At 35.6% G+C, this 18746-nt stretch carries 7 protein-coding genes; all 7 read left to right on the forward strand.

The genetic code is table 11. The features are described from left to right. On the forward strand, positions 1–945 hold a 945-nt coding region (locus BUC12_RS03325; protein WP_073357280.1), incomplete at its 5' end, for a TraM recognition domain-containing protein. A gap of 182 nt (positions 946–1127) precedes the next feature. Continuing rightward, on the forward strand, positions 1128–4931 hold the full coding sequence (locus BUC12_RS03330; protein ID WP_062176975.1) for a family 78 glycoside hydrolase catalytic domain: 3804 nt from the start codon (positions 1128–1130) through the stop codon (positions 4929–4931). A gap of 294 nt (positions 4932–5225) precedes the next feature. After that, positions 5226–9206, forward strand: a complete 3981-nt coding sequence (locus tag BUC12_RS03335) for a hybrid sensor histidine kinase/response regulator transcription factor (protein WP_062176972.1) — start codon at positions 5226–5228, stop codon at positions 9204–9206. A 119-nt stretch (positions 9207–9325) separates the two neighbouring features. Further along, complete coding sequence (locus BUC12_RS03340; protein WP_062176969.1) at positions 9326–12526, forward strand: SusC/RagA family TonB-linked outer membrane protein; 3201 nt, start codon at positions 9326–9328, stop codon at positions 12524–12526. Positions 12527–12571: 45 nt separating this feature from the next. Further along, positions 12572–14287 (forward strand): RagB/SusD family nutrient uptake outer membrane protein, encoded by a 1716-nt coding sequence (locus BUC12_RS03345; RefSeq protein ID WP_236689360.1) that lies wholly within the window; start codon positions 12572–12574, stop codon positions 14285–14287. Between the two features lie 13 nt (positions 14288–14300). Further along, positions 14301–15134: a hypothetical protein gene (locus BUC12_RS03350; RefSeq protein WP_139261994.1), complete on the forward strand. Its 834-nt coding sequence runs from the start codon at positions 14301–14303 to the stop codon at positions 15132–15134. Between the two features lie 416 nt (positions 15135–15550). Beyond that, on the forward strand, positions 15551–18739 hold the full coding sequence (locus tag BUC12_RS03355; protein WP_070808547.1) for a SusC/RagA family TonB-linked outer membrane protein: 3189 nt from the start codon (positions 15551–15553) through the stop codon (positions 18737–18739). Positions 18740–18746: the final 7 nt, after the last annotated feature.

The raw sequence follows: 18746 nt of genomic DNA on the forward strand, positions 1-18746 counted from the left end.
CGTATACATGGAGACGTGTACGTACGGTTCGGTGGCGAGTGCTTGGAAACCTACCACTGTGAAAGGTGGCAAGGCGCCGGGTGCTTAGCCTATGGCCAGATTGCATCAGCGAAAATTCCATTATCCAGAATGATAAGCCCTCAACTGTATTGGGTTATGACGGGTAATGATTTTTCACTGGACATTAATAATCCTGATGCTCCTAAGATACTTTGTGTAGGGAATAATCCCGACAGACAGAATATTTATTCGGCTGCCCTTGGTTTATACAATAGCCGTATCGTAAAGCTGATAAATAAAAAGGGACAACTCAAATCCTCGGTTATTATTGATGAGTTACCGACAATGTATTTTCGTGGGTTGGATAACCTGATAGCAACGGCGAGAAGTAACAAGGTAGCCGTATGTCTCGGATTTCAGGATTTCAGCCAGTTGAATCGTGACTATGGAGATAAGGAAGCAAAGGTAGTAATCAATACAGTTGGGAATATTTTCTCGGGACAGGTAGTCGGGGAAACGGCCAAAACACTATCGGATCGCTTTGGAAAGGTATTGCAGAAACGCCAGTCGTTGACAATCAATAAGCAGGATAAATCTACTTCTATCAGTACACAAATGGATAGCCTTATACCTCCTTCCAAAATATCGAATTTGACTCAGGGTATGTTCGTCGGAGCTGTATCGGATAATTTCGATGAGCGGATTGAGCAAAAGATATTTCATGCCGAGATTGTAGTGGACAATGCTAAGGTCGCTGCAGAGACAAAAGTCTATCAGAAAATACCAACACTTACTAATTTTATTAATGAAGATGGTGTTGATACTATGGAGCAGGAGATTCAAGAGAACTATGCCCAAATTAAAGAGGATGTCGGGCAGATTGTAAAGGAGGAATTAGAACGAATTAAGGGGGATGAGAACCTAAAACACTTGATAAAAGATTAAATAAGTAGAGTATAGAATCTAATAATACATTTACGCACCACATATAATACATCTAAGATCGATTATTCGTCAAGTGGATAGTATTTTCGCTTGTGAATAAAAGGGTATTCGAATGTTAGCCTAAAGTTGCAAAAACGATAATAATACAATAATATTTATATAACATTTTTACAAGAGTAATTATGAAGAAACAAATAACCCTTATCTGTATATCATGGATAATAAGTTTTTTTAGTTTAGTTCCTATTCATGCAAAAACGCAAATAGGTAATACTGCAATCATAAATATGACAGTGGATGCACGTGAAACACCAACTGCAATTGATCAGAGTAGACCTGATTTCGCATGGCAAATACAATCAAATACCATTGGTTTTAAACAGGTCGATTATCAGCTAATAGTATCAACGGATTTACATTTTAAGAATATCATTTGGGATAGTGGAATAATAAAATCCGATAAATCAGTGAGTATTTTTTATGGAAGTACAAATGGCGCAAAAGAATTAATGCCTGAAACTGATTATTACTGGAAAGTGAATATAACAGACAATGTAGGAAAAAAGCATTCGGCTACATCTAGATTTTCAACAGGTCTCATGAATCCTTCAATGTCTGCTTGGTCTGGTGCAAAATGGATTGGTAGTAATGACCTAAATCTGGATGCAACGTCATCTGTAATTTTTAACTTACAAACTAAATTTCAGATAATTAAAGGAAACAAGGTTTCTGTAATCTTTGGGGCGAATGACTTTCGATTGAACGATGAGTTTCAAAATGTTATGAATGTTTCCGGAGAAAATTATATAAAATGGGAATTAGATATTGCCGGAGTCGGGAAAGAACAGGGTGCGGTAATTAATATTTATCGTGTTGGTTATGCGAAAGGTGATGACCCGAATAAGCCGTATCAGATTATTTCGCTGGCAACTCAGCCGAAGACTAATATAAACCAGCTGATTACAATTGATAATGCACGAAAGGAGAACTTACTTGAAATTAAGGTTGAAACAAGTGAAATAAGAATGTTTATAAATGGGCAACCTGTAATTTTGAGTGATAATTCAACTCAGACGATGATTACACCATTGGGAAGAGCAGGTAATAACTATAATACATTTCCCAATCTGAACTCAATAGGTTTTTCTGCTTCAAAAGGAGAGAAAGTTGAATTTACTGATTACAAATTAATGAATATCGGGCAAGGAAGAGATGCCGCATTATTTGATTCCCATATAGGCGCAACCTATTCCATATTTAAGAATATACCAGGAATTACGGTAAAGAATAATAAAATCACAGTAGAAGATAAAGTATTCGGGTATGCAGATCCAAGTTATTATGGCTCTTTATCTATGCTACGTTCAGAGTTTGATTTAGAAACAAAAGCAATTAAAAAGGCGAAGGTATATATTTCTGCACTAGGTGCATATGAAATGTATATTAATGGCAAACGAATAGGTAATGATTGGTTTAATCCGGGTATGAGCCAATATCGTGAAACATTAACATACCACGCATATGATGTAACTGAATATATTAATAAGGGAAAAAATGCAATCGGAGCCATTCTTGGACCTGGATTTTATACCGGCTATATGAGCTATACCCCCAGCAATTATAACTTTTGGGGTGATACGGAAGCTCTTTTGGCCAAATTAGTGATCACATATGAAGATGGTTCAGAAAAAATAATCACAACAAACACTGAAGATTGGAAATTATATAAAGGAGGTCCAATTGAATACGCAAGTATGTTTCAGGGACAGAGATATAATGCCAATAAAGATGCTATTGTATCCGGATGGAATAAAACAGGTTACCTATCAAATGAATGGGTAAAACCTGAGATTATAACTCCTCGTGAATGGATACATTTTGATTTAATAGCACGTCGTGATAATCCTATAAAGGAAGTTGAAAAATTAGATGCTGTCAGAGTGCTTAAAACACACAGCAAAAGTAAAAATACCTATACTTATGATATGAGTATTGCTATGGTTGGGGTACCGTCTATAACCATTCCTGCAGGATCTTTAAAAGAAGGAGATATTGTATTATTACGCTTTGGAGAAGAAATATATCCTGGCAATGAAGATTCTCCTAATGGAGTTATGCCAGATGGAGTAACCTATGAATCTCTTTATGGACCAAACGGGAATTATCGTCCGAATGTAGCAGGTAGAGTTTTACATGATACCTATCGTGCTGCTTTAGCAACAGATTTCTATATTGCAAGTAAAGCAGATGAAACTAAAGATGTTGTGATTGAACCCCATTTTACTTACAGAGGTTATCGATATATTCAAATAACTATTCCCAATAGAACAACACCATTAGCATTAAACAATGTAAAAGGTATAGTTCTTTCATCAGAACCTGTTAAAGGAAAATATGAAGGTTATACTACTGACGAAACCGGAAAATTAGTAAACCAACTATATAAGAATATCCAACGTAGTCAATTAGGTAACTTCTTCTCTATTCCAACTGACTGTCCTCAACGAAACGAACGTATGGGATGGACAGGTGATGCACAAGCCTATTCACGTACAGCTTCATACAATGGCAATATTCAAAGTTTCTTTAGACAATGGATGATAGCCTTGAGAAATGATCAAGGTGTTGGAGGTGAAAATGGAGCGCCAGCCGGAGGGATTGGCAGTACCGTTCCTACATTTTCACATGAAAGAAGCAAAAGCTTTGATGATGGAACAACTTGGGCGGCGGCTGTTTGTATGGTTCCTTGGCAATTGTATATACAATATGGAGACTTGCAAGTTGTTAAGGAGAATTTCCCAACAATGAAATTATGGCTGGATGGGATGAATTATTATAAAATCCCCGGCTATAATGGTTTATCATCAAGGACTAGTGGTTTTGCCGATTGGTTAAGTGTTGATGTTAGAACATCCGAAGATATCTGCAATAATGCAATTTATTTATATATGTTGCACATAACGGCTGTTATGGCAGATGCAATTGGAGAATCATCTTATGCAGATATATTGCGGAAACGATTTAATGAAGGGAAAAAAGCTTTTAATATGGCTTATGTAGATTCGGAAACCGGAATGACACATTCTATTTCGATAAAAGATGGCTCGATTGGAGATATTATTGATTCTCAAACATCTTATGCTACGCCTTTAAATTTTGATTTATTCAGTGATGATATGAAAATAAAGTCAGGTGTAAATGCAGGACTTTCCTACAAAGAGTTTGCTATTAAACGACTTGTTGAATTAGCTGCTAAGCCAGCAAATAGTGGTGATGGAGGTAAAGTATTAGTTCCTTTCTTCGGAGGTTTTCCTGGTAGTGCAGGTAGTGATGTTCCTTTCAACCCAACAATAAGTTCATTAGATTACACAATTACAACCGGTTTTTCGGGAACCCCTAATATATTACCGGCTTTGGCTCGTACAGGTCAGATAGAAACTGCATACAAAATGTTTGCAGCTACCGATTATGCATCATGGTTATATCCTGTCAAGTTAGGTTCGACAAGTATGTGGGAACGCTGGAATTCTTATGAACTGGCTTTCCAAATGAATGGAGAAAGTGCTATGAACTCCTTTAATCACTTTGCTCTCGGTTCTGTTGGCTCATGGATTTATGAATATCATCTGGGCATTACTACAGAGTCAGGTAATGGATATCAAAATTTTATTCTTCAACCTCTACCTGGCGGAACTTATAAAGAAGCTTCAGGAACCTATGAATCTAATTATGGTAACATATATAGTCATTGGACAGCGGATAACGGTAGATTATTAAGCTATGAATTTACAGTTCCAGCCAATACAACAGCAACGCTTTATTTACCGACAGAAGAATCGTCCGTTGGTAAATCTTCAGAAGTAGAAGGAATAAATTACATTGGAATGGATATAAGAAATGGAATACAAACCGCTAAGTTTGAAGTAAAGGCCGGAAATTATCTCATGAAAATAGACGGAGAAAAATGGAAAAGCTCAATTAAGTAAGGATACTTTTACTATCCAATAATATCTTGGTGTTATTTAATTATGGGGGGGGAATAATAATTATTCCTCCCTGTTTGTTTGTAAATAAAAGGTAAGAATGAAATACTACTCATTATTTTGACACAAATACTACAAATTTTGATATAACACTTTGATGATTAATCAAATAAATGATTTTCATTCTGACTGTTATAAGATTGAGTAAGATACATTTAATTACCATATTAAATACATTTATTACGTATCATTATAACCAATTTTTCTAAATTTGTATAATGATTATACCATGAAAATATGAAATGTTTTAGTTATTTTCTACTTTATTTCTTTTCCCTATTTCCAGTTTTGGCATTGGGGCAATCAAGTTATGCATTTCATCATCTTTCAACTAATGATGGTTTATCCAATAATCATGTAAAATCAATATTAAAAGATAGCTATGGATTCCTTTGGGTCGGAACACAATCCGGTTTAAACAGATATGACGGTTACCGTTTCAAATATTACATGAGTAGCCAAGATACTACTAACTCACTCATAGGCGATGATATTAAGGATCTGCAAGAGGATAAGAAAGGTAATATCTGGATAGGAAGTGAGAATAAATATGTAATGTATGATCGAACAAAAGATCATTTTGTAACTAACATTCATGAACTCTATGAAACTAAAGGTATCAAAGCAGGGTCTGTAAATAAGGTCTATATTGATAAGTCTAAGAATCTGTGGGTAAAACATCAGGATACGATAGATTATTATCAATTTGATAAAAATCAGCTTCGAAGTTTTATTTGTCCGATCAAAGATGAGGTCAATATAAATGATGATGGAATATCTTTATACATGGTTTCAGGGGCAGGAATACTATATAACTTAGATATTCAAAAAGGGACATGGAACGAAGAAATCCTCCCTCATAATATATCTCAGCAGATAAAAGATAGTGATAACAAACTATACATTGATGAAGAAAATGGCTTATGGCTGTCTTCTGGCTTGTATTTATTTCATAAAGACAGTAAACAAAAACTATGGAAAGAAATAATACTTCAGTCTGGTACCACTCGTTCTCAACAACTGATTAGTTCTATTCTTGATGCAGGAAACGGGAAGATATGGATTACCACAGATCACAAAGAATTAATTATTTATGATAAACAGAATAATAAACAAACTTTGTTAGTGAATGATCCGTGGATCCGTTCCTCAATACTTCCCGGAAGCATAGAAGCTTTATATAAGGATAGCTTAGGGACAATTTGGATGGGTTCTAATAAAGGACTTTCCTTCTATCATGAATCACTACAAAACTTTTTTAATTTTCGGAATGAAGAATTTAGAGATATAAGCTCAATACTGGAAGATAGGCAGGGAAATATTTGGTTGGGAACAGATGGTTATGGCTTAATTCGGAAAAAAGATTATCAGAGTAATTTATATGAGAAAATAAATTTGCCAGCCAGTTCTATTGTTACATTATTTGAGGATTCAAAAGGCCGTGTTTGGATGGGTTCTTATCAAAAAGGACTGTTTTGCTACGAAAACGGAAAGATAAAGCAATTCACTAAAGAAAACAGCAACTTATCCGATAACAGTGTATGGAGTATTACAGAAGACAGGTACGGATATATTTGGATTGGTACTTTATGGGGAACATTACAACGTTTAGATACCAATACATATGAATTTGAAAATCATTTCGCTGAGTATGGAGATAATCTTGCTGTTATGGATATGTACTATGATGGTGGAGATAAATTGTATGCAGGTACTGTTTATGGAATATGTTTGATAGATATCTTGAGCGGAAAAAAAACAATATTTCATGGTAATGCAAAAGGTACTCAGAAGTATCGTCAAATGTTTATCCAGAGTCTCTATAAAGATAAAAGAGATATCCTATGGATTGGCCACAATCAAGGTTTGACAGCATGGGATATTAAGGCAGATACACTCTATTATTTTGATAAAAGTAATGGATTATGTGATAATGTTATTAGAGGTATAAGTGAAGATGCACTTGATCATATCTGGATAACAACCAGTAATGGCTGCTCCGTTCTTACTATAACTAAAGATGAAGATGGTATATTGAAATGTGGAATAAGTAATTTTTCTACGAAGGATGGATTAATGAGTAATGATTTTAATCGTCACTCAATATTCAGATTGAAAAATGGAGATATGCTATTGGGAGAAGCCGAAGGTTATTCATTAGTTAATCCCAACAAAATGAGTGAGAAGAGGCAGCCTTTAGCAAAGGTTATCTTTACGGGATTAAAGATTGGAAATGAGGAAATCAAGACTGATTTACCATATGATGGACGCGTAATACTAAATGGTCCAATAGAACAAATATCAGGAATTAAGCTAAAATATTCGGATATATTAATAACTCTGGAGTATACAACAATGGACCTGTTAACTGCCAACAAAGTTCGTTATGCCTATCAACTGGAAAATTTCAATCAGCAATGGATATATACATCTGATAATAAGATAACATTTACCTCCCTTTCTCCTGGGAGATATAAGCTTTTGATTAAAGCTTGTAATAGTGATGGTATCTGGAGCGATGAAATAACAACCTTAGATATTGAAGTTAAGCCTCCATTCTGGATGTCTTGGTATGCATACATTTTTTATTTCATATTGGTTGTTGGCGTTATAGGTTTAATATTAAAAAGCTATCATAAAAAGCAAAAAAACAAGTTAGAACAACAACGCCTGCATTTAGAGCATAATCAAATGATTCGCATAAATGAAATGAAATTAAAATTTTTCACCAATGTCAGTCATGATTTTAGAACTCCGTTAACGCTTATCATTACTCCCCTGCAAGTAATGATTGAAGAATATAAAGATCAGGAAATAGTAAAAAAACTGAGAGCAGTATATCGAAGTGCAGAGCAGATGCTCAATCTTGTAAATGAATTATTGGATTTTCGCAAACTTGATGTAGGTGCCGAAAAACTACGACCGACACAAAGCGATTTTGTATCTTTAGTAAAAGAAACTGCACTCACATTTAAGATGTATGCATCAGAACGTCAAATGCATTTTAATATCATTGATGAAGCAGGCCATATATATATGTCATTTGATGTAGATAAGGTTCGAAAAATTATAAGTAATCTGTTATCAAATGCATTCAAATATACCCAAGACAGAGGTTCTATTATTGTTCGGATATATAAACAAGATGCTTATATCAATGTAAGCGTATCAGACACCGGAAATGGGGTTTCAGACGAGGACAAAAAATTTATTTTTGAGCGTTTTTATCAAGCAGGTCAAAATATAGAAAATACAGGCAGTGGAATTGGGTTACATATTGTTAATGAATATGTTCGTTTACACAATGGGAGTTTAAATGTTGGAGATAATTCACCTCACGGAAGTATTTTTACAATTAGCATACCAATAGTTGACCAAGAGATAAAAGATAGTAATCTTCCTGAAGAAATGTTGTCCGATGATGAGAATACATCTGAAAATGAAATGGCAATAAAGAATGATCGTCCGGTTCTCCTATTAGTAGAAGATAACAAAGATTTTCAGGAATTTATGTCTGAAAGTCTGTCGGATGAGTTTGATGTACTTGTTGCCGGAAATGGACAGGAAGCTTTGGAATGCTTAACTCAAAATGACATCAATTTTGTTATTAGTGATGTAATGATGCCTGTAATGGATGGCATAGAGCTATGTAAGAAAATCAAAACTAATATTGAATGGTCGCATATTCCTGTCATATTATTAACAGCACGTACTGCAGAAGAGTATAAGATACAAGGTCTGGAATATGGAGCAGATGATTATATAACAAAGCCTTTTAATTATAATTTGTTGAGACTACGTATCCGCAAATTTATGGAATGGACAGAAAAGAGTCATCAGGCATTTAATCAAAAAATAGATATTTCCCCAAGTGAAATCACAATTACTTCTTTAGATGAACAATTGATATCAAAGGCAATAAAAGTTGTAGAAAATCATATGGATGATCCGGAATTATCTGTTGAAGTATTAAGTTCTGCTGTGGGGCTTACACGAGGTCATCTTTATAAAAAGTTAACACATATAACAGGGAAAGGCCCATCTGAATTTATCCGTACAATCCGCTTAAAGAGAGCGAAACAGTTGTTAGATGAAAGTCAAATGCAAATATCAGAAATAGCTTATGCTGTGGGTTTTAATTCTCCTAAGATCTTTACTCGCTACTTTAAAACCGAATTTGGAATATCTCCTTCAGAATATATAAGAAGGCAAAAATAATACATTTAGTTACCTAGTATAATACATTCGGGCACCATAGCAGGAGTCCGTCCAAGCTACTTTTGTCATAGTCATTCGGCTAAAATTTGTAATACATTGTTAAATTAAATCAAATTATCATGAACAAAAGTGCTAATACATTCACTAAAAAGCGTTCAAAACAATTATTTCGCTTTTTGGTGAGTTTTTTATTCAGCACACTTATTTGTTCTGCTTTGTATGGGAATGAAACCCAACAAGGCCGAGAGATAAGTGGGTTGATCGTATCGGATTCTGACAGGGAACCTTTGATCGGTGTTAGTGTATCAATCAAAGGAACAACAACAGGGACTGTAACAGATATCGATGGTAAATATCTCATTAATGCCAATGAAGGGCAGATTTTGGTATTTTCATATCTAGGATTTCAAAATCAAGAAATTACAGTAGGGAATCAGCAAACTATTAATGTCGTATTAAAAGAAAATACTGCATTATTAGATGAGGTTGTTGTAGTAGGCTATGGTGTACAGAAGAAGAAACTCATAACCGGAGCGACAGTTCAGGTTAAAGGTGATGATGTGCAGAAGCTAAATACTACTTCTGTCTTAGGAGCTTTGCAAAGTATGACACCGGGTGTAAATATTATTGCCAATAACGGACAACCGGGAGAAGGCTATAAATTTAATATACGTGGCATGGGAACAACCGGAGATTCTACACCTCTTGTCGTTATCGACGGTGTTGCTGGTGGTGACATTAATAGCTTGAGCCCGGCAGATATTGAATCAGTTGATATCTTAAAAGATGCGGCATCTGCTGCTATTTATGGGGCTCGTGCAGCCAATGGTGTAATGCTAATTACAACCAAACAAGGTAAAGCTGGTAAAATGCAAGTAACATACGATGCTTATTTGGGCTGGCAGAATGTATACAAGAACCCCGGATTACTCAATGCACGAGAATACATGACAATTCAAGATGAAATCAGATTTAATGAAGGTAAGACAGCATATAACTGGGAGAATGAATTAGGCTCAAAAATTTATAATCGAATACAAAATGGTTGGAATGGCACTGACTGGTTTGATGCAATACGAGAAAAGAATGCTACTACTCAAAATCATGCGATCAATATCATCGGAGGAACAGATATGTCAAAATTCTCAGCAGGATTTTCCTATACAGAACAAAATGGAATATTAGGTAAACCTGTTGCTTCTGCATATGAACGCTATACGGCACGTTTGAATTCTAGCCATGTTTTATTAAAAGGTAGTGATCGTGATATTGTAACTTTTGGCGAAAATATAACCTTCTACTATAGTAAGAAAAATGGTGTTTCACAAGGAAATATTTATTACAACGATGTTCGTAATGTGCTGACGGCAAACCCGCTGATACCCCTATATAATGACGAGGGTGAATATTATGGACAAACCGATAAAGATGCAGATGGTTGGATATTCTCTTCGGGTGCAGGTAATCCAGTGATGTCAATGGTTGCAGAACGTGGTCAGAATATGAATAATAATTACGGTTTGAATGCCACTGCCTATTTAGAAGTTAGTCCTATCAAAGGATTGAAATACAGAGGACAATTCAGCTATAAAATGAGTAGCTATAATTCTCGTAGTTTCGCTACTCCTTTTAAATCAAGTGTAAATTCCTCAAGTACTAATTATAGTGTAACTCAAAGTGCTGGTACAGGGCATAGTATTGCTGTTGAAAATACAATTTCGTATGTTTTACCAAAGCTGGGAAATCATAACATTGATGTATTGGTAGGTCAGGCATTTGAAAAAAATGCTTCAGGAGCAGATGTTTCTGTAGGAAATGTTGTTGATCAAAATGATGCTCTTCCTCTTTTGAATGGAGGATGGGATTATGCATGGGTTAATAATATGACGGGTTCAAGCACTTCAAACTTTAGTGGTAGTCCTTGGGGAGACTCTTCATTAGCTTCCTTTTTCGGAAGGGCGAATTGGAATTATGATGAAAAATATATGGCAACATTAACAATACGTACAGATGGATCATCAAATTTTGCCCGTGGAAAACGTTGGGGTACTTTCCCTTCAGTTTCAGTTGGTTGGGTAATGACCAATGAAAATTGGATGGAAGAATCACGCTCTTGGTTAGATTTTCTAAAGATTCGTGGTAGCTGGGGACAAAATGGAAATTGTAATATTCCGAATTTCAATTATTTAGCAACTGTCAGATTTGATAAATTAAATGTTTACTCTTTCGGTTCAACTTCGCTCGGTTCGACAGATACACATGCTCAAGGGGCTTATACTACAAATCTTCCTAATCCAGATGTTACTTGGGAAACCTCAGAACAATTAAATTTAGGGATAGATGCTCGTTTTCTCAACAGTCGCTTGGGTTTAGCTTTTGATTATTATGTTAAGACTACAAAAGACTGGTTGATTCAGGCTCCAATTCTTGCTACAGCAGGTACAGGAGCTCCCTATATAAATGGAGGTGATGTGGAAAATAAAGGTTTTGAAGTTGCCTTGAACTGGAATGATCAAATTGGTAAAGATTTTAGTTATGGAGCTAATCTAAACTTTTCGTACAATAAAAATGAAGTAACACGGATTGCTAACACAGAAGGAATTATTCATGGAGATGGAGCTCTTGCTGTGAATAGTGATGAACTATATCGTGCACAGGTAGGTTATCCAATTGGATACTTTTGGGGATACAAAACTGCCGGAGTTTTCCAAAATCAAGCTGAGATTGATGAATGGATAGCAAATGGCAATGGGGTCTTACAACCTAACCCTGTACCAGGAGATCTTAAGTTTGTCGATCGTAATAAAGATGGGGTAATAGATCAAAATGATAAAACACAAATTGGGAATCCTAACCCGGATTTCCATTTAGGACTAGGACTAAATTTTGCATATAAAGGCTTTGATCTTTCTCTAACAGGAGTCGGTGTATTTGGTCATCAAATTGCTATGGCTTATCGTTCTTCTACAACTGGCATTTTTGAACGTTGGCATGGAGAAGGAACGTCTAATAGATTTCCTCGTTTATCAGATGAGTCAAATTTGAATTGGAAAGAGGTTTCTGATATTTATATAGAAAAAGCAGATTACTTCCGAATACAGAACGTAACATTAGGTTATGATTTCAAAAAGCTTTTTCCTCGCATACCATTACAGCAAGCTCGTTTATATGTACAAGCACAAAATCTATATACTTTCACCGGATATCCGGGAATGGATCCTGAAGTCGGCTATGGATCTCAATCATGGGCATCAGGAATTGATTTAGGTAGCTATCCAAGCCCAAGAACAATTCTTATAGGTATAAATCTAAAATATTGATATACAGAAATGAAAAAGATTATATATATACTTACAGTAGCAATTATGCTAACGGGTTGTGAAGATTTACTCGACTCTACCAATTATACAGAATCAAATACAGGAAATTTCCCTAATGGAGTAAAAGATGCTGAGATGCTAGTTACAGCCACTTATTCAACTTTGAATAAAGCAACAGGCGCGACAGGTTCTTCATATTTCTTTGTATCAGAATTAGCTGCAGATGATCGTATGGGAGGTGGATCAGAGGATGATAAAGGACCATTGGGTATTGCACATTTACTAAAAGCTGATGATTCTCAATTTAATGATTTTTGGGTAATTCGTTATATGGGTATTGCAAGAGCAAATGATGCAATTCAAGCCCTTAGCTCGCTCGAGCTAGAAGATACGTCAGCACGTGATCAACTCTTAGGTGAATCTCTTTTTTTACGTGCATTTTTTTATAGTGAACTGGTAGAAATGTTCGGTGGTGTTCCGATTATTATAACTCCCGGACAAGAATTTAATATTCCGAGAGCAAGTGCTGACGAAGTATATGCTCAGATTACTGAAGATTTGAAAGAAGCTATAGGAATAATGTCATCCACGAAGAAGTACAATGAATTTGAAAGCGGTCGTATCACTAGATGGGCAGCACAAGCATTGATGGCTCGTAATTTTTTATTTTATACCGGATTTTATGGAAAAGATGAACTTCCTTTAGCGGGAGGCAGAAATGTGACAAAAACAGAGGTCGTATCATGGCTTGAAGATTGTCGAGATAATTCTGGACATGGCTTGGTTGGTGACTTTCGTAATCTTTGGACATATACGAATGAGCACACGAAAGATGATTACCCATACACTAAAGATGTAGTTGGTATAGATGGTGCACCCTTAGCATGGGTTGGAAACGAGAATAAGGAAACAATCTTTTCTGTTAAATATGCTAATTATTCAGGTTGGGATGCTTATCAAATAGGATATACAAATCAATATATCTTATGTTTTGGTATGCGGGGAGATGTAGGTAAAAATGGTAAAGAAGATACTTTCCCTTTTGGACAAGGATGGGGATTAGGCCCGATTTCATCTACTATCTGGGATGACTGGAACATTAATGAGCCGGACGATTTACGTAGAAGAGCTTCCATTTTAAATATAGCAGATGCTACAGAAGGAGTAAATTATGTTTATGAAGGAACTGCTCAAATGGAAGAATGTGGATATTGGAATAAAAAAATGTCTCCTATTTCTTCTAAAGATGCAGTAGAAAAATATGATTGGCCTAATACTTTTTGGATGGTTTATCCTGAATATGATGTTTCTACTGTAGGTGAGCACATGCAAGGAGCACATTTTCAAGATTTAATCGTAATACGTTTTGCCGATGTACTGCTAATGCATTCGGAGTTGACAGGTACAGCTGATGGGATGAATCAGGTACGTGCACGTGCAGGGCTTACCGCCAAAGGTTATACTTTGGAGTCATTGCAACGTGAACGCCGCTATGAATTATGTTTTGAAGGTAGACGTTGGGCTGATATACGACGTTGGCATATTGCAGAAGAAGCATTAGCAAAAAAGAATGGTATAACAGTACGCAATAAAGGAGAGTATAAGCAAATTAACAATGGTGGTTATGTAGAACGCTATAAAGCAACGAATGGGTTCTGGCCATTGCCTAAAACGCAAATTGATTTGTCTAATGGGATATTGCAACAAAATACAGGATGGACAGGATCAGATGCTAATTATACAGGTTGGAATTTTAATTAATAAACTAATTGTAATGAAAAAAATAATAATATTACCACTACTGGCTATCTTAATATCATTTATAGCTTGTAGTCCGATTGACGACCGTGAAGAGTTAAAAGGAAATATTACAGCAGATCAGATCGATGCAATTGTTACAGTAGAAACTATTGATGGCAAGAATGTAAATAAAATAAAGTTTGAATGTCATAGTCCTATTAATTGTAAATGGTCTAACGGAGTGGTTACTGTTGCTGCAAATTCAGGTGAAATGCAGATGTTTATTACTGGTGACCAAACAGTAACTTTAACTGGATTAAATTCGGACGGAACTACTCTCACAAAGGAATATTCTGTAAGGATAGATGAGTTGTATTACCCAATAGCAAAAGAATACGAATATTTCTGTGGTCCTACTGGTGAAAAAATCTGGCGTTGGGATACTGAAGCAGCAATTCCTTATGGAATGGGGGGCTACATGGCTAGCTCCAATGGAGACTGGGCTTCTTCAGATATGGATGCTATTCAGGCAAAAGCTGATGCTGCTGATAAATCTAATGAGGGTAAGAATGGTCGATTAAAATTTTCTCTTAATGGAATGAAAATAACCAAATTGAATAATGATGGTTCGGATGGTTCTGAAAGCACTTTCCTATTTGATATGTCAAGACAGACACCTAATTTCATGGGAAATGAATGGGCTATAGGTAAAGTTTATACGAATACCTCAGATGCACTATTGCTTGGATTCGATCATCCTTCAACTGAATTTGACATCCTAAGACTCGATGAGGATAAGATGGTTTTAGTATCAACCGAAAGTGGTGCTTGGGCTGGTGCGTATTTCTGGTTCTTTGAAGCGGAATAATAGTTTCTTATAAAGAAATAGTAAAACGATAACAGTTGGATCTTTAGATCCAACTGTTATCGTTTTTTAGTTATGCCAAAGGGGAAAAAGCTTTGTGATTTATAGAAATAACTTTCTTTGAATATTGAATTTCTATTTTAAATGATATCAAAATCCCTTATAGATATAAAATGAAAAGATTTCTTAACTCATTGATTCAAAATTGAAATCTGATTCATACGACTTCTATCTTGATCAAATACTACACAAAATGTTCTTCAAAAATTATCCCAAAGTACAAATAATACATATGTGTACCCTATGTGATACATTTCGAATCCCCACTATGATTGTAGGTTAATAATTTTGTAATTGTCTAAATCCATGATTGACAGATAAAATATTATTAAATCATTGTTAAACCAAGTCAGACCATTATGAACAAAAGTGCGCAGGTACGCAAAAAAAAGCGGCAAGCAAATCCAAAAAGCCTGTTTATAGCTCTTTTCTTTTGTATAATCTCCATTTCAATATATGGAGATGAATTACAGCAAACAAGAGATATTACAGGTATTGTGAAATCGGAATCAGACGGAGAACCCCTTATCGGAGTCAGCGTCACATTAAAAGGAGGCTCAACTGGAACTATAACTGATATCAATGGGCAATACACTATCAGGGCTAATGAAGGTCAAACCATTGTATTTTCATATGTTAGTTTTCTTACTCAGGAAATTAAAGTTGGAACTCAGAAGAGCATAGATGTATTCTTAAAAGAAGATACAAAATTATTAGGAGAGGTGGTCGTAGTCGGATATGGAACCATGAAACGAAGCGACATCACAGGCTCAGTTATATCTGTATCTGCTGATGATATTAAAAAGACTGTAGCAACATCTGTCGACCAGGCTCTACAAGGGAGAGCAGCCGGAGTATCTGTTACGCAAAATTCAGGTTTACCTGGAGGAGGCGTTTCTGTTAGTATCCGTGGAACTAATTCTCTAAATGGTAATGAGCCACTATATATTATTGATGGTATCGCCATTTCCGGGCAAACAGGAGGAAATACAAGTGCTTTAGCTTCCCTCAATCCCGCCGATATTGTATCGATGGAAATCCTAAAAGATGCATCAGCAACAGCAATCTACGGTTCCCGTGCTTCAAATGGAGTTATAATTATAACAACCCGCCGAGGACATTCGGGAAAAACAAAACTGTCATATGAAGGTTATTATGGGATTCAGCAAATACCTGATAAAATTGATGTGCTTAACTTGCAGGAGTTCGCTGAATTTTATAATGCAAGAGTTGCAATCTTAGGATGGGGTGAAAGAGAGGAGTTTGCAGATCCATCTATCCTTGGAAAAGGCACTGATTGGCAAAGTGAGATATTTAGAACAGCTCCAATGCACAACCATCAGTTAAGCATCACCGGAGGAAATGAAAATACTCAATTTGCTGTAAGTGGCGGTTACTTGTCACAAGATGGTATTGCCATTGGTTCCAGTTTCGAACGTTTCTCAGCACGTGCAAATCTAGATACACAAATAAATAAATGGTTAAAATTCGGATTAAATTCCAATGTATCTCGCTTTAAAAGATACAATACTGTTGAGCATGGTGATAATATTATCCGTTTGGCTATTCGTCAGTTTCCGGATGTACCAGCTAAAAACCCTGATGGCTCTTGGGGTGTAGTTGCTGAAAATAATACAGGAACATATTTTTCGAATCCTGTTGCTGATGCAATGATGAGAGAGAATTATGATAAGGGACTAGATGTCAATATGAATGCTTATGCCAGTATAGATATAATGAAAGGTTTGAATTTCAGAGTAGAATATGGAGGTAATTTCAACTATAATAATAATTACCAATTTACTCCATTATATGACTATGACTATTTTACTCAGGCAAGTTTTGGATCCAGGTCTGCTTCAAATAGTAACTACATGACATTTAAGACATATGCGACATATAATAAAGATTTTGGTAAACATTCTTTAACCGCAATGTTAGGACATGAAGCTCAAGAATGGAATAGTGAAGGATTATCTGGTTCCAGAACAGGGTATCAATTTAATTCCGTACATGAACTTCCGGCAGGAGATGCATTAACAGCAAAAAACAGCAGTTCAAAAGGATCTTCAGCTATTGAGTCTTATTATGGTCGTTTTAACTACAGCTTCAATGATCGTTATTTACTAACTGCAACGATGAGAGCCGATGGATCTTCTGCATTTGGGCCTAATAACAGATGGGGATATTTCCCTTCTTTTGCCTTAGCATGGAAGCTAAAAAATGAAGAGTTCCTAAAGAATGTAGATGTGGTTAGTGGTTTGAAATTGAGGCTCGGCTGGGGGCTTGTCGGAAATCAGAATGCCGGAAATTATGCATATGGCTCTACTATGTCAACAGTAGCGACTGTTTGGGGAACAGGTTATTATCAACAAAAGTATCCAAATGAAAACTTGAAATGGGAAAAGACATATTCCTATAATGCAGGTATAGACTTGACTCTGTTTAATAACCGTGTTGAATTCATTTTGGATGGGTATTATAAAGAAACGGACAATATGTTGACGCCTGCATCATTGCCTTCATATATATCAGGCATAATCAGTTCACCTTGGGTTAATGTCGGAGCAATGAATAATAAGGGTTTTGAATTTACTCTAAATACTGTAAACATTAGTAATAACAGTCTTGAGTGGAAAACAGGCTTAACATTCTCATTAAATCGTAATAAGGTAACAGCTCTTTATACAGAAACCGCCGGATTATCCGGTGTCGTAGATGGTAAGACGTATACATATACACAGGTTGGGCAACCTGTTGGACAATTTTATGGCTATAAAGTAAAAGGTATGTTTACAACCGAAGATGATTTCTATGCTAAAGACAAAAATGGAAATTACCTGCTTGATGCAAATGGAAATAAAAAATTTGTTGCCTTGCCTACCGATAAAACAGTAAAAGAAAATGAAATATGGTATGGAGACTATATCTGGGAAGATCTTAACGGAGATGGAGTAATTGATGAGAAAGACCGTACCAGCCTAGGTAATCCGGAACCTAAATTTACTTATGGTATTAACAATACTTTTACTTATAAAGGCTTTGACCTTAACATCTTTATTAATGGAGTATACGGTAATAAAATCTATAATTTTATTCGTGAAGAAAATACGATACCAACTAATAATACCGGACTACTTAAAGAAAACATCTACTATGCCAGAGTTGATTTAATTGATCCGAATGGAGATCGTACTCTTTCGAATATGTATGTTTCTAATGCAGGTAGTGCAAAAGTTCAGAGAATAACACCTCACAATGCTAATGACAATAATCGTACGAGTGATCGCTTTATCGAATCAGGTTCTTACTTGCGGGTAAAAAATATTTCACTGGGATATACTTTCCCTAAATCCTGGACAGGCAAATGGGGTGTTGAATATTTAAGAGTGTATTGTAATATACAAAACCCATTTACTATCACAAATTACTCTGGATATGATCCTGAGATTGGTGCATACAATCAAAATGTTTTATTACGAGGCATTGATTATGCACGCTATCCATCTCAACGTATTTATACATTCGGTTTAAATGTTAATTTTTAATACCAAG

It is taken from the genome of Indolivaga macrotermitis (assembly GCF_900128985.1).
Lineage (GTDB): Bacteria > Bacteroidota > Bacteroidia > Bacteroidales > Dysgonomonadaceae > Dysgonomonas_A > Dysgonomonas_A macrotermitis.

Bases quoted from the DNA above. Each gene is read 5' to 3' on its own strand.
- BUC12_RS03330 (WP_062176975.1), top strand. From the start codon at position 1,128: ATGAAGAAACAAATAACCCTTATCTGTATATCATGGATAATAAGTTTT.
- BUC12_RS03335 (WP_062176972.1), top strand. From the start codon at position 5,226: ATGAAATGTTTTAGTTATTTTCTACTTTATTTCTTTTCCCTATTTCCA.
- BUC12_RS03340 (WP_062176969.1), top strand. From the start codon at position 9,326: ATGAACAAAAGTGCTAATACATTCACTAAAAAGCGTTCAAAACAATTA.
- BUC12_RS03345 (WP_236689360.1), top strand. From the start codon at position 12,572: ATGCTAACGGGTTGTGAAGATTTACTCGACTCTACCAATTATACAGAA.
- BUC12_RS03350 (WP_139261994.1), top strand. From the start codon at position 14,301: ATGAAAAAAATAATAATATTACCACTACTGGCTATCTTAATATCATTT.
- BUC12_RS03355 (WP_070808547.1), top strand. From the start codon at position 15,551: ATGAACAAAAGTGCGCAGGTACGCAAAAAAAAGCGGCAAGCAAATCCA.